This is a genomic window from Streptomyces sp. NRRL S-37 (assembly GCF_000721605.1).
Taxonomy (GTDB): Bacteria; Actinomycetota; Actinomycetes; order Streptomycetales; family Streptomycetaceae; genus Streptomyces.
Map to the genome: position 1 here is coordinate 233,974 of NZ_JOIZ01000006.1, position 20,895 is coordinate 254,868.

16 protein-coding genes and 1 tRNA gene are annotated in these 20,895 nt (G+C 73.2%); 14 read left to right on the top strand and 3 right to left on the bottom strand.

Features of this window, described 5'->3' with window-relative positions; genetic code table 11:
- The first annotated feature begins 133 nt into the window (after window positions 1-133).
- The 5 genes from IH50_RS0111635 (at window position 134) to IH50_RS0111655 (ending at window position 9,736) form a co-directional block, all read left to right on the top strand.
- Window positions 134-3,436, top strand: a complete 3,303-nt coding sequence (locus IH50_RS0111635) for an ATP-dependent helicase (protein ID WP_030860159.1) — start codon at window positions 134-136, stop codon at window positions 3,434-3,436.
- A 100-nt stretch (window positions 3,437-3,536) separates the two neighbouring features.
- Window positions 3,537-7,064: a UvrD-helicase domain-containing protein gene (locus IH50_RS0111640; protein WP_030860162.1), complete on the top strand. Its 3,528-nt coding sequence runs from the start codon at window positions 3,537-3,539 to the stop codon at window positions 7,062-7,064.
- A 10-nt stretch (window positions 7,065-7,074) separates the two neighbouring features.
- Entirely contained in the window at window positions 7,075-8,487 is a 1,413-nt protein-coding gene (locus IH50_RS0111645; protein ID WP_030860164.1) for a dipeptidase, read from the top strand.
- Window positions 8,488-8,636: 149 nt separating this feature from the next.
- Window positions 8,637-9,581 (top strand): NAD(+) diphosphatase, encoded by a 945-nt coding sequence (gene nudC / locus IH50_RS0111650; RefSeq protein ID WP_030860166.1) that lies wholly within the window; start codon window positions 8,637-8,639, stop codon window positions 9,579-9,581.
- A gap of 80 nt (window positions 9,582-9,661) precedes the next feature.
- Window positions 9,662-9,736: transfer RNA gene (locus IH50_RS0111655), tRNA-Trp, on the top strand.
- Window positions 9,737-9,806: 70 nt separating this feature from the next.
- Here IH50_RS0111655 and IH50_RS0111660 read toward each other — a convergent pair.
- Window positions 9,807-10,064, bottom strand: a complete 258-nt coding sequence (locus tag IH50_RS0111660) for a mycoredoxin (RefSeq protein WP_030860168.1) — start codon at window positions 10,062-10,064, stop codon at window positions 9,807-9,809.
- Window positions 10,065-10,250: 186 nt separating this feature from the next.
- On the opposite strand from IH50_RS0111660, the gene IH50_RS0111665 reads away from it, so the two are divergent.
- The 5 genes from IH50_RS0111665 (at window position 10,251) to IH50_RS0111685 (ending at window position 14,135) form a co-directional block, all read left to right on the top strand.
- Window positions 10,251-12,458, top strand: a complete 2,208-nt coding sequence (locus IH50_RS0111665; RefSeq protein WP_199822070.1) for an ATP-dependent DNA helicase UvrD2 — start codon at window positions 10,251-10,253, stop codon at window positions 12,456-12,458.
- A gap of 163 nt (window positions 12,459-12,621) precedes the next feature.
- The gene (locus IH50_RS0111670) at window positions 12,622-12,936 is read left to right on the top strand and encodes a hypothetical protein (RefSeq protein WP_030860173.1); all 315 of its coding nucleotides are present in this window, start codon (window positions 12,622-12,624) and stop codon (window positions 12,934-12,936) included.
- Between the two features lie 167 nt (window positions 12,937-13,103).
- The gene (locus IH50_RS0111675; RefSeq protein ID WP_030860175.1) at window positions 13,104-13,472 is read left to right on the top strand and encodes a WhiB family transcriptional regulator; all 369 of its coding nucleotides are present in this window, start codon (window positions 13,104-13,106) and stop codon (window positions 13,470-13,472) included.
- Window positions 13,469-13,792 (top strand): hypothetical protein, encoded by a 324-nt coding sequence (locus IH50_RS0111680; protein WP_030860176.1) that lies wholly within the window; start codon window positions 13,469-13,471, stop codon window positions 13,790-13,792. Before IH50_RS0111675 ends, IH50_RS0111680 begins: the two co-directional genes overlap by 4 nt.
- A 133-nt stretch (window positions 13,793-13,925) precedes the next feature.
- Window positions 13,926-14,135 (top strand): hypothetical protein, encoded by a 210-nt coding sequence (locus IH50_RS0111685; RefSeq protein WP_030860177.1) that lies wholly within the window; start codon window positions 13,926-13,928, stop codon window positions 14,133-14,135.
- Between the two features lie 34 nt (window positions 14,136-14,169).
- On the opposite strand, the gene IH50_RS0111690 is transcribed toward IH50_RS0111685, so the two are convergent.
- Together IH50_RS0111690 and IH50_RS0111695 are read right to left on the bottom strand one after the other, a co-directional pair.
- Window positions 14,170-15,537, bottom strand: coding sequence for an ABC1 kinase family protein (locus IH50_RS0111690; protein WP_030860178.1), 1,368 nt, complete (start codon window positions 15,535-15,537; stop codon window positions 14,170-14,172).
- Complete coding sequence (locus tag IH50_RS0111695) at window positions 15,530-16,756, bottom strand: TOMM precursor leader peptide-binding protein (RefSeq protein WP_030860179.1); 1,227 nt, start codon at window positions 16,754-16,756, stop codon at window positions 15,530-15,532. Before IH50_RS0111695 ends, IH50_RS0111690 begins: the two co-directional genes overlap by 8 nt.
- A 217-nt stretch (window positions 16,757-16,973) precedes the next feature.
- Between IH50_RS0111695 and IH50_RS0111700 the strand changes: the two genes are divergently transcribed.
- The 4 genes from IH50_RS0111700 to IH50_RS0111715 all read left to right on the top strand — a co-directional run bounded on the left by IH50_RS0111700 (window position 16,974) and on the right by IH50_RS0111715 (window position 20,890).
- A complete protein-coding gene (locus IH50_RS0111700; protein WP_030860182.1) occupies window positions 16,974-17,570 on the top strand; it encodes a M48 family metallopeptidase in 597 nt (198 codons plus the stop codon).
- A gap of 136 nt (window positions 17,571-17,706) precedes the next feature.
- Window positions 17,707-19,425 (top strand): TerD family protein, encoded by a 1,719-nt coding sequence (locus IH50_RS0111705; RefSeq protein ID WP_030860184.1) that lies wholly within the window; start codon window positions 17,707-17,709, stop codon window positions 19,423-19,425.
- A gap of 11 nt (window positions 19,426-19,436) precedes the next feature.
- A complete protein-coding gene (locus tag IH50_RS0111710; protein ID WP_030860186.1) occupies window positions 19,437-20,117 on the top strand; it encodes an AIM24 family protein in 681 nt (226 codons plus the stop codon).
- Between the two features lie 17 nt (window positions 20,118-20,134).
- Window positions 20,135-20,890, top strand: coding sequence for an AIM24 family protein (locus IH50_RS0111715; RefSeq protein WP_030860188.1), 756 nt, complete (start codon window positions 20,135-20,137; stop codon window positions 20,888-20,890).
- The last annotated feature ends 5 nt before the right edge of the window (window positions 20,891-20,895 follow it).

Below are 20,895 nucleotides of genomic sequence, written 5' to 3' on the forward strand. Positions count from 1 at the left end.
AGAAGCGGAAAGCCTGCTTCCGCACTTCTCACCGGCGTAGCGTCGGCCGCGCGTGCCCCCTTCACCCCGCGCCCACCGCCCCGCACGCGCGGCGAACAGCCCCACAGCACACCCACCAGGACCGGCGAACCACGTGAGCTCCTCTTCCTCCACCAGCGGCCTGCCGCACCCCCAGGTGCGGCGGGGGAACCGTGGCGCTTATCGACTGGTGCGTACCCCGCCCGCCCGGGTGAATCCCCCTCGCATGGACGCCGCACAGCGCTCCGTGGTTGAGCACACGACCGGCCCGCTGCTCGTTCTCGCAGGTCCGGGCACCGGCAAGACCACCACCCTGGTCGAGTCCGTGGCCGCGCGGATCGCCCGGGGAGGGGACCCCGAGCGGATCCTGGTGCTGACGTTCAGCCGCAGGGCCGCCGTCGAGCTGCGCGACCGCATGGCCTTGCGCATCGGGACCGCGCGCGCCCCGCAGGCGACCACCTTCCACTCGTTCTGCTACGCCCTGATCCGCGCCCACCAGGACAGCGACCTCTTCGTGGAGCCGCTGCGGCTGCTGTCGGGCCCCGAGCAGGACGTCACCGTCCGCGAGCTGCTCGCCGGCCAGGTGGACCTGGAGCGGCTCGGCCTCGCCCATGTGCGCTGGCCGGACGAGCTGCGCGCCTGCCTGACCACCCGCGGCTTCGCCGACGAGGTCCGCGCGGTGCTCGCCCGCAGCCGTGAGCTGGGTCTCGGCCCCGAGGCCCTGGACGCCTTCGCCCGCCGCATCGGACGTCCCGACTGGCGCGCCGCCTCCGCCTTCCTCGCCGAGTACCTCGACGTCCTCGACCTGCAGGGCGTCCTCGACTACGCCGAACTGGTCCACCGCGCGGTGCTCCTCGCCGGCCGCCCGGAGACCGCCGGACAACTGGCCGCGCGGTACGACGCCGTCTACGTCGACGAGTACCAGGACACCGACCCCGCCCAGGTACGGCTGCTGCGGGCGCTGGCCGGCGGCCGCACCCTCGTCGCCTTCGGCGACCCCGACCAGTCGATCTACGCCTTCCGGGGCGCGGACGTGGGCGGCATCCTGGAGTTCCCGCACACCTTCCCCCGCGCGGACGGCAGCCCGGCCCCGGTCGAGGTGCTGCGCACCTCCCGGCGCTCCGGCGCCGCCCTGCTGGAGGCCACCCGGCGGGTGACCCGGCGCATGCCGCTGCCCCGCCTGCCCGCCGAGAAGGTCCGCGCCCACCGGGAGCTGACCCCGGACCGGGACGGCGGCCGGGTCGAGGTGTACACCTACCCGACGTCCGGCACGGAGCTGGACAACATCGCCGACATCCTGCGCCGGGCACATCTGGAGGACGGCGTTCCCTGGAAGGACATGGCCGTCCTGGTCCGGGCCGGCGCCCGGACCCTTCCCGCCGTCCGCCGCGCGCTCACCTCGGCGGGCGTCCCCGTGGACGTCGACGGCAACGACCTGCCCCTGCGCCACGAACCCGCGGTGGCCCCGCTGCTGACGGCCCTGCGCGCGGTGGCCACGGCGGAGGCGGGCGAACGGGAGGACGCCGGAACCGGTGCCGACGCGTGCTGGCTCGACACCGAGACCGCCCTCACCCTGCTCACCTCCCCCCTCGCCGGCATGGACGCCGCCGACCTGCGCCGCCTCGGACGGGCCCTGCGCGAGGAGGAGCGGGCCGGGGGCAACCCGCTGCCGCCGCCCTCGGACGAACTGCTCGCACGGGCGCTGGCCGAACCGGAGCGGCTCGCCGTGCACGACCCCGTCTACGCGCGGGGCGCCCAGCGTCTCGGCGGCCTGCTGCGCCGCGCCCGCGAACGCCTGGCGGGCGGCGGTACGGCCGAGGAGGCCCTGTGGGACCTGTGGGACGGCACGCCGTGGCCCAGCCGCCTGGAACGCGCCGTCCGGCGCGGCGGCGCGGCCGGCCGCAACGCCGACCGGGACCTCGACGCCGTGTGCGCGCTGTTCGCGACCGCCGCCCGCGCGGAGGAACGCACCGGCGGCCGGGGCACCCTGAACTTCCTGGAGGAGATCGAGGCCCAGGACATCGCCGCCGACACCCTCACCCGGCGCGCCGCCCGCCCCGACGCCGTGCGCCTGATGACCGCGCACCGCTCCAAGGGCCTGGAGTGGCGCCTGGTCGTCGTGGCCGGCGTCCAGGAGGGCCTGTGGCCGGATCTGCGCCGCCGCGGCTCCCTGCTGGAGGCCGACCGCATCGGCCGCGACGGACTCGCCGAACCGCTCACCCCCGGCGCGCTGCTCGCCGAGGAGCGCCGCCTGTTCTACGTCGCGGCCACGCGCGCGCGTGACCGGCTCGTCGTGACGGCGGTGAAGGCGCCCGCCGACGACGGCGACCAGCCCTCCCGCTTCCTGACCGAACTCGGTGTCGAGCCCCAGGACGTCACCGGGCGCCCGCGCCGCCCCCTGGCCGTCGCCGCGCTCGTCGCCGAACTGCGCGCCACGACGGTCGACCCCCGGGTCTCCGACACCCTGCGGGAGGCCGCCGCCCAGCGGCTGGCCCGGCTTGCCGCGCTCGCCGACGAGGACGGCCGCCCCCTGGTGCCGTCCGCGCACCCCTACCGCTGGTGGGGCATGTTCGAACCGACGGAGAGCAAGGTGCCGCTGCGCAGCCGCGACCAGCCCGTCGTGCTCTCCGGCAGCGCCCTCGACCAGCTCGCCAACACCTGCGCCCTGCAGTGGTTCCTGAGCCGTGAGGTGAAGGCCGACGCGCCCGCGAACGCCGCCCAGGGCTTCGGCAACGTGGTGCACGTCCTCGCCGACGAGGTGGCCTCCGGGCACACCCCGGCCGACCTCGCCGTCCTCATGGAGCGCCTCGACTCGGTGTGGAACGCGCTCGCCTTCGACGCGCCGTGGAAGTCGGCGCAGGAGAAGGAGCACGCGCGCGTGGCGCTCGAACGCTTCCTGAAGTGGCACGTCATGGACCGCGCCGGCCGCACCCCGGTGGCCGGCGAGCACGACTTCGACGTCACCCTCGAAGCGGGCGACTACGAGGTCCGCATCCGCGGCCAGATGGACCGCGTCGAGACCGACGGCGAGGGACGCGCGTACGTCGTCGACTTCAAGACCGGCAAACAGGCGCCCAGCGCCAAGGAGGTGGAACGCCACCCCCAGCTCGCCGTCTACCAGCTCGCCGTCGAGGAGGGCGCCGTCGACGGCCTCTTCGGCGGCGAGCGCCCCGAACCGGGCGGCGCCGAGCTCGTCCAGCTGCGCCAGGGGGCCGCCAAGCGGGACGGCGGCGAGACCCTGCCCAAGGTGCAGACCCAGGAGCCGCCGGAGGGGGAGTGGGTCGGCGATCTGCTGGCCACGGCCGCCGGGAAGGTCCTGGACGAACGGTTCAGCCCGACCGCGGGCCAGCACTGCGCCCACTGCGCGTTCTGGGCCTCGTGCAGCGCCAGACCCGAGGGCCGGCACGTGGTCGAGTGACCGGAGTGACGCATCGCACCACCCGTGCCGACCTGCGGTTCTCCGCCCCCGGAGGGCTCCGGCGGTCCCCGCTGTCAGTGTCCGCCGCTAGATTCTGCGTGTGCCCGCCCGTATCACCGACGCCGATCAGCTCAAGGAGCTCCTCGGCATCCCGTTCACCCCGGAGCAGACGGCCTGCATCATCGCGCCGCCCGCCCCGCAGGTGATCGTGGCCGGAGCCGGGTCGGGCAAGACGACGGTGATGGCGGCCCGCGTGGTGTGGCTGGTCGGCACCGGCCAGGTCGCCCCCGAGCAGGTGCTCGGCCTCACCTTCACCAACAAGGCCGCCGGTGAACTCGCCGAGCGCGTCCGCAAGGCGCTGATCAAGGCCGGCGTCACCGACCCCGACCCCCTCCCGTCACCCGGCCACCACCCCTCGACGACGGCGCTTCGCGCCGACCCCTTCCCGCCGGACCCGGACAACCCCCCGGGCGAGCCCGTGATCTCCACGTACCACGCCTTCGCCGGCCGCCTGCTGGCCGACCACGGCCTGCGCGTCGGTCTCGAACCGACCTCCCGCCTCCTCGCCGACGCCACCCGCTACCAGCTCGCCGCGCGGGTCCTGCGCGAGGCCCCCGGCCTCTACCCGGCGCTCACCCGCTCCTTCCCCGACCTGGTCGGCGACCTCCTCGCCCTCGACGCCGAGCTCTCCGAACACCTCGTACGGCCCGAGGACCTGCGCGCCCACGACGCCGAGCTGCTGCGCACCCTGGAGAACACCAGGCTCACCAACGCCGACCTGCGCAAGGTCCCCGAGGCGGCCGCCGCGCGGCGCGAGCTCGCCGACCTGGTGCTGCGCTACCGGGCCGCCAAACGCGAACGCGACCTGCTCGACTTCGGCGACCAGATCGCCCTCTCCGCCCGGCTCGCCGCCCTCCCCGAGGTGGGCCGCCTGCTGCGCGACGAGTTCCGCGTGGTCCTCCTCGACGAGTACCAGGACACCTCCGTCGCCCAGCGCGTCCTGCTGGCCGGCCTGTTCGGCGGCGGCACCGGCCACCCCGTGACCGCCGTCGGTGACCCCTGCCAGGCGATCTACGGCTGGCGCGGCGCCTCCGTCGCCAACCTCGACGACTTCCCCGAGCACTTCGCCCACGCCGACGGCCGCCCCGCCACCCGCCAGTCGCTCAGCGAGAACCGCCGCAGCGGCGGACGCCTCCTCGACCTCGCCAACGGCCTCGCCGAGCCGCTGCGCGCCCTGCACGCGGGTGTGGAGGCCCTCCGCCCGGCCCCCGGCGCCGAACGCGACGGCATCGTCCGCTGTGCCCTGCTGCGCACCCACGCGGAGGAGATCGACTGGATCGCCGACTCCGTCGCCCACCTCGTGAACACCGGCAAGGCCCCCGGCGAGATCGCCGTGCTGTGCCGTACGGCCGGCGACTTCGCCGAGATCCAGGGCGCCCTCGTCGCGCGGGACGTCCCCGTCGAGGTGGTCGGCCTGTCCGGGTTGCTGCACCTGCCCGAGATCGCCGACCTGGTCGCCGTCTGCGAGGTCCTCCAGGACCCCGGCGCCAACGCCTCCCTCGTACGGCTGCTGACCGGCCCGCGCTGGCGCATCGGCCCCCGCGACCTCGCCCTGCTGGGGCGGCGCGCACGACGGCTCGTCTCCCACGCGCGCGTGGACGGCGACGACGACCCCGACCGGCGGCTCGCCGAAGCCGTCGAGGGCGTCGACCCGGCCGAGGTGATCTCCCTCGCCGACGCCCTCGACACCTTCCTGGAGACACCGCTGGACGGCCGTGGCGACGACGGCCTGCCCTTCTCACCGGACGCGCGCGTCCGCTTCGCCCGCCTGGCCACCGAACTGCGCGAGCTGCGCCGCTCCCTCGCCGACCCCCTCATGGACGTCCTGCACCGCGTCCTCGCCGTCACCGGCCTGGAGGTCGAACTCTCCGCCTCCCCGCACGCCCTGGCCGCCCGCCGGCGCGAGACCCTCTCCAACTTCCTCGACATCGCCGCGTCCTTCGCCGCCGGCGACAACGAGGCCACCCTGCTCGCCTTCCTCGCCTTCCTGCGCACCGCCGCCCAGTACGAGAAGGGCCTCGACAACGCGCTGCCCGGCGGCGAGAACACCGTCAAGGTCCTCACCGCGCACAAGTCCAAGGGCCTCGAATGGGACGTCGTCGCCGTCCCCGGACTGGTCACCGGCACCTTCCCCAGCGGCCAGGGCCGCGAGAAGTGGACCGCGCAGGGCAAGGTGCTGCCGCACGCCCTGCGCGGCGACGCCGACACCCTGCCCGACGTCGAGTCCTGGGACTCCCGCGGCCTGAAGGCCTTCCACGAGGCCATGAAGGAACACCAGCACACCGAGGAACTCCGCCTCGGCTACGTCACCTTCACCCGCCCCCGCTCCCTGCTCCTCGGCTCCGGCCACTGGTGGGGGCCCAGCCAGAAGAAACCGCGCGGCCCCTCCGACTTCCTCCACGCCCTCCACGCGCACTGCGCCGCCGGACACGGCGAGATCGAGGCATGGGCCGACGAGCCCGCCGAGGACGAGGAGAACCCCGCCCTGCACCGCGCCGGCGACGACCAGGTGTGGCCCCTGCCCCTCGACGACGCCGCCCTCGCCCGCCGCCGCGCGGCCGCCGACACCGTCCTCGCCCACCTGCACCGCCTCGCCGCCCACCCGGACGGCCCTGCCACGGCCGTACACGACCCGGACACCCACGACGACCCGGACTGGCCGCCGCCGCCCGACGACGAGGACCCCCTCCCCGAGGAGGACCCCTTCGCCGACGCCGGCCCGGACGACTGGGACTCCTGGAGCACCGACCGCCCCACCGTCCCGCACCAGGCGACGGCCCCGGAACCCACCGCACACCCCGGCCCGGCGGAGCCGGCCCCTCCGCCGCGCCCCCGTCTCACCCCCGAGGAGGCCCGCACCGTCGCCTCCTGGGACCGTGACCTCGACGCCCTCACCGGCGAGCTCCTGCATCTGCGCGAGAGCGTCACCGAGGTGCGGCTGCCCGCCTCGCTGACCGCCTCCGAACTGCTGCGCCTGGCCGCCGACCCGGACGGCTTCGCCCAGGAGCTGGCCCGTCCCATGCCCCGCCCGCCGCAGCCCGCCGCGCGCCGCGGCACCCGCTTCCACGCCTGGGTCGAGGCACGCTTCGAGGAACTGACCCTGCCCATGCTCGATCCGGACGAACTGCCCGGCAGCGATGCCGAGATCGCCGACGAACGCGACCTGGAGGCCCTCAAGGAGGCCTTCGAACGCACCGAGTACGCCCACCGCACCCCCTACCGCGTGGAAGCACCCTTCCAGCTGTCGATCGCCGGCCGGGTCGTCCGCGGCCGCATCGACGCCGTCTACCGGAAGGACGACGGGGACGGGACCACGTACGAGATCGTCGACTGGAAGACCGGCCGCGACCGCACCGCCGACCCGCTCCAGCTCGCCGTCTACCGGCTCGCCTGGGCCGAACAGCAGGGCGTCCCCCCGGAGAGCGTCGCGACCGCGTTCCTGTACGTGCGCACCGGTGAGATCGTCCGCCCCGGCCCCCTGCCCGGCCGCGCGGAGCTGGAGCGGCTGCTGCTCGGGGAGCCGCCCGGTGAGATACCGCACTCCGAGGACACCGGCGCGGGCCGATAGGCTCGAGGACATGAGCCAGCCCGTTGACACCGCCGTCAGCGCCGTCCGTACGTACATCGCACAGCACCGCGTCGCCTTCCTCGACGACCTCACCGAGTGGCTGCGCATCCCGTCCGTCTCGGCCCAGCCCGACCACGCGCCCGACGTGCGCCGCAGCGCCGACTGGCTCGCCGCCGCGCTCAAGGAGACCGGCTTCCCGACCGCCGAGGTCTGGCCCACCCCCGGCGCCCCGGCCGTCTACGCCGAGTGGCCCTCCGCCGACCCCGGGGCGCCCACCGTGCTGGTCTACGGCCACCACGACGTGCAGCCCGCGGCCCGCGAGGACGGCTGGGACAGCGAGCCCTTCGAACCCGTCGTCCGGGACGGCCGCCTCCACGCGCGCGGCGCGGCCGACGACAAGGGCCAGGTGTTCTTCCACACCCTCGGCGTCCGGGCCCACCTCGCCGCCACCGGCCGCACCACCCCGGCCGTCCACCTGAAACTGCTGATCGAGGGCGAGGAGGAATCCGGCTCCCCGCACTTCCGCGCGCTCGTCGAACAGCACGCGGACCGGCTCACCGCCGACGCCGTGATCGTCTCCGACACCGGCATGTGGTCCGAGGACACCCCCACCGTGTGCACCGGCATGCGCGGCCTCGCCGAGTGCGAGATCCGGCTGTACGGCCCCGACCAGGACGTCCACTCCGGTTCCTTCGGCGGCGCGGTGCCCAACCCGGCCACCGCCGTCGCCCGCCTGGTGGCCGCCCTCCACGACGAGCACGCGCGCGTGGCGATCCCCGGCTTCTACGACGGCGTCGTCGAGCTCACCGACCGCGAACGCGAGCTCTTCGCCGAACTGCCCTTCGACGAGGACCGGTGGCTGCGCACCGCCAGGTCCCACGGCACCCACGGCGAAGCCGGGTACAGCACCCTGGAGCGCGTCTGGGCCCGCCCCACCGCCGAGGTCAACGGCATCGGCGGCGGCTACCAGGGCCCCGGCAGCAAGACGGTCATCCCGTCCTCCGCCATGGTGAAGCTGTCCTTCCGGCTCGTCGCCGGCCAGGACCCCGAGCACGTGCGCGAGGCCGTGGGCGCCTGGGTGCCCGGACAGCTGCCCGACGGCATCCGCCACGAGATCACCTTCAGCCCCGCCACCCGCCCCTGCCTGACACCGCTGGACCACCCGGCCCTGCGGTCCGTGGTCCGCGCGATGGGCCGCGCCTTCGACGCACCCGTCCGCTTCACCCGCGAGGGCGGCTCCGGACCCGCCGCCGACCTCCAGGACGTCCTCGGCGCACCGGTGCTGTTCCTCGGCATCTCCGTCCCGTCCGACGGCTGGCACGCCCCCAACGAGAAGGTCGACCTGGACCTGCTCCTCAAAGGCGTCGAGACCAGCGCCCACCTGTGGGGCGACCTCGCCGAGCACTGGCGGCCCGCCCCCTGACCCCGCACACCGTCCGGACCGGACACCCGCGCGGGGCACACTGGAAGGGACCCGCCGCCACGCCCCGCAGGACCCGGTCCCTCCCGCCGCACGTCCCGCCGAACCGCCCGCCGACCCAATCCGTTCCACCGGGGGAGTTGGAAGCACCCGTGACCACCTGGACCGACCACACCGCCGACCGTCCCATCTCGCTCACCGCCCCGAGCGGCATCGACCGCGCCGCCCACCACCGGCTCGACGAGGCATGGCTCGCGGCGGCGTGGAGCCACCCCTCGACCCGCTGCTTCGTGGTCTCCGGCGGCCAGGTCCTCATCGACGAGACGGCGGACGGACGTACCGAACTCGTCATGACCCCGTCCTTCGAGGCCCCGCTCACCGAGGCCCACCGCTACTTCCTCGGCAACGACGAGGACGGCGTCAGCTACTTCGCCCTCCAGAAGGACTCCCTGCCCGGCCGCATGGACGACTCCGCCCGCCCGGCGGGCCTGCGCGAGGCGGGACTGCTCCTGTCACCGCGCGAAGCCGGCCTGATGGTGCACGCGGTCGCCCTGGAGAACTGGCAGCGGCTGCACCGCTTCTGCTCCCGCTGCGGCGAGCGCACCGTCATCGCCGCCGCGGGACACATCCGCCGCTGCCCCGCCTGCGGCGCCGAGCACTACCCGCGCACCGACCCCGCGGTGATCATGGCCGTCGTCGACGACCAGGACCGCCTCCTGCTCGGCCGCCAGGTCCACTGGCCCGAGGGCCGCTTCTCCACGCTCGCCGGATTCGTCGAGCCGGGAGAGTCCATCGAGCAGTCGGTGCGCCGCGAGGTCCACGAGGAGGTCGGCATCGGCGTCGGCGAGGTCGAGTACGTCGCCAGCCAGCCCTGGCCCTTCCCGTCCAGCCTCATGCTGGGCTTCACCGCCCGCGCCACCACGACCGAGATCAATGTCGACGGCGACGAGATCCACGAGGCCCGCTGGTTCTCCCGCGACGAACTCGGCGCCGCCTTCGAGTCCGGCGAGGTGCTCCCGCCGTACGGCATCTCGATCGCGGCCCGCCTGATCGAACGCTGGTACGGCAAGGAGCTGCCGACCCGCGGCGCCTTCTGACCGGACCGCCGCTTCGACGGAGCCCCGGCGCCGGACCGCCGGGGCCCGTTCCCCGTACCGGCTACGCTGTCGGGCCGGGCGGAGCCGTAGCGCAGAGGTCGTCGCGCGCGGTCTCCAAAACCGCGAGGACGCCGGTTCGAATCCGGCCGGCTCCGCCTCCCCGCCCCCGAAGACACGTCGGCCCCCTCCGGTCATCTCGACCGGAGGGGGCGCGGCGCCGGAACGTCAGACCGCGAGAGCCTGCTTCACCTGGGCGAGGCTCGGGTTCGTCATCACGACCTCGTCGCCACCGACGGAGGGAACCACGCGGACCGTGGGCACTGTCTGGTTTCCGCCGTTCGCCTTCTCCACGAAGGCCGCGGAGTCCGGGTCCTGCTCGATGTTGATCTCGGTGTACGCGATGCCCTCACGGTCCAGCTGGCTCTTCAGCCGGCGGCAGTAGCCGCACCACGTGGTGCTGTACATCGTCACAGTGCCCTGCATGCCTCTCGCGCTCCTTCGGCGGCTCGGGGAAGTCCTTGTCGTGGGAGGAACATACGGGAGGGCGCCGGCATTCCCGCCGGCCGGCCGCACGGGTCCCCCGTGATACCCGCCGCATTAGTACGACTACGGGGGCCTCCCTGTGGACAACCGGCTCGCCTGTCTCCGGCGACCTGGCAGCATGGCTGTGTGACAGCAGCAACGCACTCCACTCTCTTCCCACAGGTACCGGACTCGGCCGACGCGGTGCTCGAGGGGCTCGACCCCGAGCAGCGCGCCGTGGCCACCGCCCTGCAGGGTCCGGTGTGCGTGCTGGCGGGCGCCGGCACCGGCAAGACCCGGGCCATCACCCACCGGATCGCCTACGGGGTGCGCGCGGGCATCCTCCAGCCCTCCAGCGTGCTCGCCGTCACCTTCACCAACCGCGCCGCCGGTGAGATGCGCGGCCGGCTGCGCCAGCTCGGTGCCGTCGGCGTCCAGGCCCGCACCTTCCACTCCGCGGCGCTGCGCCAGTTGCAGTACTTCTGGCCGAAAGCGATCGGCGGCTCCCTGCCCCGGCTCGTCGACCGCAAGATCCAGCTGGTCGCCGACGCGGCCACCGCCTGCCGTATCCGGCTCGACCGGGGCGAGCTGCGGGACGTCACCGCGGAGATCGAATGGTCCAAGGTCACCCAGACCGTCCCGGCCGACTACGCGGCCGCCGCCGCCAAGGCCGGCCGGGAGTCCCCCCGCGACCCCGCCGAGATCGCCCAGCTCTACTCCGCCTACGAGGACCTCAAGCGCGAGCGCGCCGTCATCGACTTCGAGGACGTGCTGCTGCTGACCGTCGCCGTCCTGCAGGACCGGCACGACATCGCCGAGCAGGTCCGCGCCCAGTACCAGCACTTCGTCGTCGACGAGTACCAGGACGTCAGCCCGCTCCAGCAGCGGCTGCTGGAACTGTGGCTCGGCGAGCGGGAGAACCTGTGCGTGGTCGGCGACGCCAGCCAGACGATCTATTCGTTCACGGGCGCAACCCCCGACCATCTGCTCGACTTCCGCACCCGTCACCCCGGGGCCACCGTCGTCAAGCTGGTCCGCGACTACCGCTCGACCCCCCAGGTCGTCCGCCTGGCGAACGGCCTGCTCGCCCAGGCCCGCGGCCGGGCCGCCGACCACCGGCTGGAGCTGGTCTCCCAGCGCGCCGCGGGGACCGAGCCGGTCTTCACCGAGTACCCCGACGAGCCCGCCGAGGCGGAGGGCGTCGCCCGACGTATCCGTGAACTGACCGACGCCGGGGTCCCGGCGAGCGAGATCGCCGTCCTGTTCCGGACGAACGCCCAGTCCGAGACCTACGAGCAGGCCCTCGCCGATGTCGGCGTGCCCTACCAGCTACGGGGCGCCGAGCGGTTCTTCGACCGCCCCGAGGTGCGCAAGGCCGGCATCGCCCTGCGCGGCGCGGCCCGCTTCGGCGGTAACGACGCCCTCCTCGACGACGCCCCCGACCTGCCTTCCCAGGTGCGTGCCGTGCTCTCGGGCGAGGGCTGGACGACCCAGCCGCCGGCCGGCTCCGGAGCGGTCCGGGAACGCTGGGAGTCACTGGCCGCGCTGGTGCATCTCGCCCAGGACTTCGCCGCCGCCCGGCCCGGTGCCACCCTCGCCGACCTCGTCGCCGAACTCGACGAGCGGGCCGGCGCCCAGCACGCCCCGACCGTGCAGGGCGTCACCCTTGCCTCGCTGCACTCGGCCAAGGGCCTGGAGTGGGACGTCGTCTTCCTGGTCGGCGTCACCGAGGGCATGATGCCGATCACCTACGCAAAGACCGACGAACAGATCGAGGAGGAGCGCCGTCTCCTCTATGTCGGTGTCACCCGTGCCCGTGAGCGCCTCCAGCTCTCCTGGGCGCTCTCCCGTTCGCCCGGCAGCCGGCCGAACCGCCGCCCCAGCCGCTTCCTCCACGGACTGCGCCCCGGGTCGAACGCCGCCGCGGGCCGGGGCGGCGCGGCCGGCGCGGGAGGTGTGGAGCGCGGCTCGTTCGGGGCGGCGTCCCCCGCGGTCGTCCCGGGCCCCAGACACGGACAGCGCAGCCCCGCCCGCTGCCGGGTGTGCGGCCGCACGCTGACCGACGCGGGCGAGATGAAGCTGATGCGCTGCGAGGACTGCCCCACGGACATGGACGAGGGCCTGTACGAGCGGCTCCGTGAGTGGCGCGCCGTCCAGGCGGGGCGCAGCGGGCAGCCGGCCTTCTGCGTCTTCACCGACAAGACGCTGATGGCCATCGCCGAGACGGTCCCCGACGACGAGCACGCGCTGGCCAGGATCCCCGGAGTGGGGATGCGCAAGCTGGGCCGCTACGGAGCCGATGTTCTGGCCATCTGCGCAGGTCGTGACATCCATGAGGAACAGGATCAGGACTGATCCGAACTCGTCGGAAAAATAGTTTGCGCATGCCCCGGCAATCCCCATAGGTTCTTAGGCACGGGGATGGCGGCCTTCTCCAAGGCCCCACTACCGTGTTGTACTTGTACGTCCGCGGACCGGTTCACCCCGGTCCCCTAGACGCCGAGAGGAGGCGAGTCCAGTGATCAGCATCAACACCAGCTCCATCGTCAAACTGACCGATCGCTCGGCCGTCTCCCTGTGCATCCTCGGCGCCTCGAACCAGGGCACCGGTCTGTCCGGCATTCACGCCGAACGTCTGGTGTCCTCCCTCGCTCCCGCGGCTCCTGCCGTCCGTGAGCGCGATGAGCGACCGACCAAGGCACTGGAAGCGGTAGTGGCACAGGCGAAGGCCTATGCCTTTGCGGCGGCCGGTGCCGGATTCCGGAAGCAGACGACGCAGCACCACCTGATGTGGGCCTTCCGTGGGCCAGAACCCTGGAGTGATCCAGCCTGATGCGATCAGGCCGGCGCCTTCAGGGCCGCGGAACCCCATCCGGGATCCGCGGCCCTTCTGTTTTCCCTCAAGCGGGGAGAGCGAAGCGCCTCGGGACAAGAAAAGAACCCGGTTCCAGCCGCCACCCGGCCAACAGGCCGGAAACGACCAGACGAGGAAGACGAACCGTGCAACTCGAAGCGCACGTCCCGTCCGTACCGCCTTCCGGCACGATCCCCAAGCCCGGCTCCACGGAGGACCCGACCTTGACTCCGCTCACCGCGCTCACCGCGCTCGACGACGCCATCGAGAACCTCGGCGTGCCCGTCCCGTGCCGCTCCTACGACCCGGAGGTCTTCTTCGCCGAGTCGCCGGCGGACGTCGAGTACGCCAAGTCCCTCTGCCGCACCTGCCCGCTGATCGAGGCCTGCCTCGCCGGCGCCAAGGAGCGGCGTGAGCCCTGGGGCGTCTGGGGCGGCGAGCTGTTCGTCCAGGGAGTTGTCGTCGCCCGCAAGCGGCCGCGTGGCCGCCCGCGCAAGAACCCGGTCACGGCATGAACACCCCAGGAACGATCGACCGCCCCCTCACGCACGACCCCCAGAAGCAGGCCCCGATGATGCCGTCCACTCACGAGCCCTCAGGCTCCGCGACCGAAGACTTCACCACCAGCGGTGCGAACGACTCGCGCCAGAACAGGACCCGAGAGATGCAACTCATCCCAGAAGCCCTGGCCCGTGCGCATATGCACGAGCGACTGCAGGAGGCGCAGCGGGAGCGCCAGGCCGTGCGCCTGGTGACCGCTCGCCGGATGCAGCGCCGGGCCGAGCGCGCCTCCCGGCGCGCCCGCCGCGCGCTCGCCATGGCGGTCATGCAGTAACCCGTCCCACCTGAAGCGGTGGCCTCCCTCGCCGGAGGCACAGCTCTCCCCGCGGGGCCGGCCCGTGCGAACGGACCGGCCCCGCGGTGCGTCGCGTGGGGCGGGCCGTCGGGAACGGCGTTATCGTCGCCGGGTGACGAGTCATCCCGGTGGCGGTGACGACGACGGCTCCGCGGCGGAGCCGGAGCCGCTGGTGTGTGCCCGCTGCGGCACCCGCGCCGAGGGACCGCGGCCGACCTGGACCTTCTCCGTGGAGGGCGGCGCCCGCCGTCACTACTGCGAGGCGTGCTCCCGCGACAACCTGCGGGCGATCGAGGGTCGCCTGGACGCGCGGTGGTGGTAGCGGCCGGCACGGGAAGCGCCCGCCGCCGCGTCCGTCATGCCCGGGCGGCCGGTTCCTCCGCCGCCGGTTCCTCCGGGACGAAACCCGGCAGCCACTCCTCCAGCTCCTCCCGCAGCCGCACCGTCGCGCCCAGCTGACAGAGCACGCCGATCGTGCTCAGGGTCACCCGGTGGATCAGCAGGTAGGCCGGGGGAAGGTTGAGCTGCTTGGCCAGCTGGGAGGCGGGAGAGCGGGGGTCGGCTATCCGGGCCGCCTGGCTCCGCATCCAGCCGCGAGTGAAGGTGAACTCGTCGGCCGCGGCCGGCTCGATGATCGGCAGGAGGTAGTCGAGGACGGTGTCGGGGTCCAGCTCGATCGACTCCTTGACGAAGCCCTCGGCGCAGAGCATCTCGTAGACGGCCTCCGCCTCTCCGTCCAGCGTCATCCGCAGGGCCTCGCCGATGGGCTCGGGCAGCCCGCCCGGGAGCCGGTCGACGGTGCCGAAGTCCAGCACACCCAGACGCCAGTCGTTCTCGCCCCGCGGCCCGCCGGGCAGCAGACGGAAGTTCCCGGGATGCGGGTCGGCGTGCAGCAGACCGGTGCGGGCGGGACCGGAGAACAGGAAGCGGGCCAGGAGCTGGCCGACCCGGTCGCGCTGTGCCTCCGTGCCGTCCGAGATGATCTCCGACAGCGGTATGCCGTCCATCCACTCGGTGATCAGCACCTGCTCGCACTGGTGGACCACATCCGGCACGACGACGTCGGGGTCGTCCGTGAACTCCTCGGCGTGGGTCCGCTGGGCCTGGGCCTCCAGGCCGTAGTCCAGCTCTTCGGAGACCCGGTCCTTGAGCTCCGTGATCAGTGGCTTGACGTCCATGCCGGGGATGAGCGGACCCAGCAGACGGGCGAAGCGGCTCAGCTGGTTCAGGTCGGACAGCAGGGCCTCGCCGGCGCCCGGGTACTGCACCTTGACCGCCACCTCGCGGCCGTCGTGCCACACCGCCCGGTGCACCTGGCCGATCGAGGCCGCGGCGGACGGCTTGTCCTCGAACTCGAGGAACAGTTCCTGCCAGCCTTCGCCCAGCCGCTCCGCCAGCACCGTGTGGACGGTACGGGTGGGCATCGGCGGGGCTGCCTCCTGCAGCTTGGTCAGCGCCGCCCGGTAGGGGCCGGCGACCTCCTCCGGCAGTGCCGACTCGAAGACCGACAGGGCCTGGCCGAACTTCATCGCGCCGCCCTTGAGCTCGCCGAGCACCTTGAAGAGCTGCTCGGCGGTGCGCTGCTGGAGCTCGCGGCCGACAAGCTCCGCGGACTCACCCACGATCCGCTTGCCGAGGCCCCACGTAGCCCGCCCGGCGAAGCCGAGCGGGAGCGCGGCCAGTTTGGCGGTCCGGGTGACCGCCTTCCGGGGAAGATCAGACATGCGCCCTCCAAGTCCCTGCCGGCCGTTTCGTGTCCGCCTCGCGGCGCCACTCCTCCGACGGCCCGTGCCCGGCCATTGTCTCGTGCGACCCCCCGTCCCCGGGGATGTGTTCTCCCTTACCTTTTTCCGGACCTTTGCGCACGGCTCCGCACGGGCAGGCCGGGTGCGGCCGGACCGGACGCGCATCCCAGCGCAGAGCGGGAAGGGAGACCTCCCAGCGTGCGCAGGCGCTGGACGGAACCCGGCCGTCCAGGAAGGCGAGCGCGTGGGCGGCCGCCAGCCCGGCCACCGTCGTGGCCAGCGTCAGGTCACAGGCGCCCACCCGGCGCTGCCGCCCGGAGCGCCACTGGGCGGCCAGACGCGGCCAGGCCGGGTCCCGGTCGGTGCGGTCCTGCTGGAGACAGCCCGCACAGCTCGTCTCGCCGGGCAGGACCAGCGGGCCGACCACACCGGTCCCCTCCACGACACCGGCGTAGAGATGGGGTGTGCCCGAGGACACGAGGGGTTCGGCGGCCGCCGGATCGGGCGCGTGCACGGCGACGTCGTCCCGCGGGGCGAGGACGACCAGACCGAAACCGGGATCGCCCCCTTCGAGGGGAGACCGGGCGGTCCGGCGCGGCGGGCGGTCCGGGGCGGCCCGGCGTACCGCGCGGCGGGCCGCCTCGTCCCTGCGGTCGCCGACGGCCTCGGCGGGCAGTCCGCCCGGCACGACGTCCCACGGCTCGACCTGCCCGACGTCACGCACGTCGACCTCGCCCACCCCGGCCCCCGACAGCAGCGCCGCGAGGGCGGCACCCACCCGGCCCGCGCCTCTCACCTGCACCCGCATACCGCGGCGCGCCGCCAGCCGGCGCAGCGGATCGCCCGGTTCGGAGGTGGTCAGGGCGAGGGACGCCAGGTCCGGACGGAGCCGGTCGAGGACCTCCGGTTTCTCCCGCAGGGCCTCGGCGGCCGGCCCGCCGCCCCGCGAGTCGTCCAGCAACCCGGCCCGCGACAGCCGGCGCACCAGCCGGTCGACATGGCCCTCGGGCAGGTCCATGCGCCGTGCCTCCTCCCGCAGGAGCTCCAGCCCGCGGGCACCGTTGAGCAGGTCGAGAAAGCTGCCCGTGGCCGTGTCCACCGGGCCCAGCGTCAACGCGTGGGCCGGCGTCATCCCGAACTGCACGGTGTTGAGATCGCGCCATCCGCGCCGCAGCGCGGGCTTGACCATCGGATGCATGAAAGGCCCCCGTATGTCCCGGATCATCCCCGTCGGGCGGTCGAGCCCTTCACGGCTCGTCCGACGCATGCCAGCATGCCGGGACGGGCCGGAGGCCGCCGAAAGTTGTCCACAGGCGACGGGATTCATCGTACAAATCCGGCGCCCGGTGGGGGGGATCGCCGTGGAACCGTCCCGGAGCCAAGACTTCCCCGTGTGCAGCGGGTACCGTCGGGACGTGCCCGCCGACCCACTGCACCGCGCCGGAAAGTCACAGCGCAGCACGACGAGCCAGCCGGCGAACGGCTCACGGGCGAGCGCGATCGAGGTCCGCAGGAGCGCCCGCCGCCGCAGAACGGTCTCCGCGTACCGCGAGGGCGATCGCACCGTCGTACTCATCCCTGCCCGGATGTCCGAGGCGGAGGAGCAGCGCTGGGTGACCGTCATGCTCGACAAGCTGGCCGCACAGGAGAGCAGACGGACGCTCGGGGACACGGAGCTGGCCGAGCGCGCCCGGCTCCTGTCCGAGCAGTACTTCGGCGGACGGGCCAGGCCCGCCTCGGTGCGCTGGGTCACCAACCAGAACACGCGCTGGGGCTCGTGCACCCCGTCCGAGGGAAGCATCCGGCTGTCGCACCGGCTGCAGGGCATGCCCGAGTACGTCGTCGACTACGTCCTCTGCCACGAGCTGGCGCACCTTCTGGTGCCCGGGCACGGCCCGCGTTTCTGGCGGCTGCTGGAGGCGTATCCGAGGACCGAGCGGGCCCGTGGCTATCTCGAAGGAGTGGTCGCGGCCGGGCGGCTGCCGCATGTGCCGGGTGCGCGCGATGCGTGAGCACCGCCCGAGGTGAGCGCACCGTAGGCCTGTGCGCGCGTTGTGTACCGGGTCTGTACCGACTTCATCCGGTGTCCGGGTTTGCCGTTAGCCTGGCGCGACGCACTCACATTCGGGATGGGGGACGGTCGTACGTATGGCCAGGGAATTCCAACGCGGCCACAAGGCCAGGATCAGTGACCTCACGGCGGGGACAGATCTGTACGTAGGTGTGCAGATCTCCGGCCCGGGGCTGACCTTCGACATCAGCTGCTTCGGCCTCGACGCCGACGAACGGCTCTCCGACGACCGGTACTTCGTCTTCTACAACCAGCCGAAGTCCCCCGAGGAGTCCGTTCAGCTCCTGGGCGCCCAGGCGGGCGACACCGAGTCGTTCCGCGTGACGCTGGACCGGATCCCGCAGCAGATCAGGAAGCTGTCCTTCACGGCGACCCTCGACGGCGCCGGGCAGATGTCACAGATCGGTCCCGGGTACATCCGTATCGTCGCGGGCGGCGAGGAGGTGGCCCGGTATCCGTTCAACGGCTCGGAGTTCTCCACCGAGCGGGCCGTGATGCTGGGTGACTTCTACTTCAAGGACGTCTGGCGGTTCGCCGCCGTCGGGCAGGGTTTCGACGGCGGGCTCGACGCGCTGCTGCGGAACTTCGGCGGTGAGGTGGCCGAGGAGGAGCCGGCCGCCCCGCAGCAGCCGGCCGCCGGTGCGGCCGCGCCCGGTTTCGCCCCGCCCGCCCAGGCCGCAGCGCCGCCCGCGTTCGGAGTACCCGGCGGCGGCCCGGCCCCCGTGCCGGCTCCGGCTCCGGCCCCCGCGCCCGCCCCGGCTTCCGCGCCCCAGCCCGCCGCACAGGGCTTCGCGCCGCCGCCGGCCCCCGCACCGTCCGTGCCGCCGGTGCACACCGCGCCGACCGTCGTCGCGCCCTTGAACACCCCGCCCGGCGGCTCCCCGGTGCCGCCCCCGGCGCCGGCCCCCGCACCCTACGGTCAGCCGGGCCAGCAGCCGCCGCCGTACGGCCAGCCCGCCCCGCCGCCGGGCTACGGGCAGCCGCCGGCCCCGCAGGCACCGCCCGGCCACGGACAGCCGACGCCCCCTCCGGGGTACGGACAGCAGCCGCCGCCCGGACAGCCGCCGGCCCCGCAGGCCCCCTACGGGGCACCGCAGGGCGCTCCCCACGGCATACCGCAGGGCGCACCGCAGGGCCCCGGTGTCCTCGGCGCGCTCCAGCAGTTCAAGGAGACGCCCACCGGCCAGCGCTGGACGCAGCAGAACAAGAAGCTCGTCCGTGCGGACCTCGGCATCGGCGGTCAGCCCGTGCTCGCCCGGCAGGGCAGCATGGTGCTCTACCAGGGCAAGGTCGACTTCAGCTACAAGGGCGCCGGCTTCTCCGGCCGCATCGTCGGCAACGCCACCGGCCAGGAGATGCAGCTGATGCGCTGCACCGGCCAGGGCCAGGTGTTCTTCGCCGAGAACTCCACGATGCTGCACCCGATCGAGCTCCAGGGCGACGCCGTCTGCGTCTCCGCCGAGAACGTCCTCGCCTTCGACGAGAGCCTGCAGTACGAGGTCCGCCGCATCGAGGGGCACGGCATCCCCGGCGGCGCGCTGTTCACGATGCAGTTCCAGGGGACCGGCACCCTCGTCGTCAAGACCCACGGCACGCCCGTGGTGCTGCCGGTCACGCCCACCACGTTCGCCGACTGCAACGCCGTGGTCGCCTGGTCGGCCGCCTCCCAGGTGGTCGTCTCCAGCCAGGTGCGGATGCGCCGCAACTCCTACCCCGGCGACACCGGGGAGAGCGTGAACCTCCAGTTCAGGGGTGCACCCGGCAACTTCATCGTCGTCCAGCCGTACGAGATCTGAGGGAGCCCGTCATGAACCAGCCACTCGCGGGCTACGCCCCCGCCCCCGTCACCGCCCGCATGGAGAACCACGGCAACCACATGGCGAAGATCGCCATGCAGACCGGGAACGACCTCCTCGCGCGTGTCGGATCGATGGTCGCCTACGAAGGGTTCGTCCAGTACGAGCCCAACCCGCCCGCCGTGCGCCAGATCGCCAAGGACTGGCTCACCGGTGAGGGCGCGCCGCTGATGAAGTGCTCCGGCGACGGCCTGCTCTACCTCGCCGACTACGGCGCCAACGTCCTCGTGATCAACCTCAACGGCGACGGCATCTCCGTCAACGCCACCAACCTGCTCGCCTTCGACGCCCACCTCACCTGGGGCGTGGAGCGGGTCAAGGGCCTGGCGAAGTTCGCCGGACAGGGCCTGTGGAACACCAGGATCTCCGGGCAGGGCTGGGTCGCGCTGACCTCGCGCGGCAAGCCCATCGTCGTCGACTGCGGTGGCGGCGACGACGAGACGTACGTCGACCCGGACGCCCTCGTCGCCTGGTCCCCGAACCTCAAGGTGAAGGGCAAGCGCAGCTTCCGCGCCCAGTCGCTGATCGGCCGCGGCAGCGGAGAGGCCTACCAGATGGCCTTCTCCGGTCAGGGCATCGTCGTCGTCCAGCCCAGTGAGGACAGCACCGACCGTCTCCGGGTCCGGGGCTGAGGGGGAGCAACCACACCATGCAGAGCCCGCTTTTCGCCTTCAACGACCAGCAGACCCAGGAGCGCTGGAGCCTGCAGAACCAGCAGATGCTCCGCGTCGCCCTGGAGGGCCACGACGACATCCTCGCCCGCAAGGGCACCATGGTCGCCTACCAGGGACTCGTCGAGTTCGACGCCGAGTTCCAGGGCAACAGCGCGTCACGCGCGCGTGCGCAGACCGGTGAGGGACTCGACCTGATGCGCTGCCACGGGCAGGGCACGGTCTACCTCGCCAATCTCGCCCAGCGCATCCACGTCATGGAGGTGAAGCAGGACGGGCTGACGGTCGACAGCAGTTATGTGCTCGCGATGGACTCCTCGCTGCACCACGAGGTGATCGCCGTCGACAGCCTGTACGGCATCTCCGGCTCCGGGAAGTACCAGCTCAACATCACCGGCAACGGCAGGGTCGCCCTGATGACCTCCGGCATGCCGCTGCTGATGCGGGTGACGCCGGACAAGTACGTCAACTGCGACGCCGACGCGATCGTCGCCTGGTCCACGTCCCTGCGCGTGCAGATGCAGGCCCAGACCCACTCCTCCGGGGTGTGGCGGCGCCGCGGCAACACCGGCGAGGGCTGGGAGCTCAGCTTCATGGGCAGCGGCTTCGCGCTCGTCCAGCCCAGCGAGCTGCTGCCGCCGCAGAACGCCCAGATCGGCTCGGGCGTCGCCGCCCAGTACGGCGTGGGACAGCAGGGGGCCCGCGGCCAGAACCAGGGCAACGTCTGGAGCTGAACGCA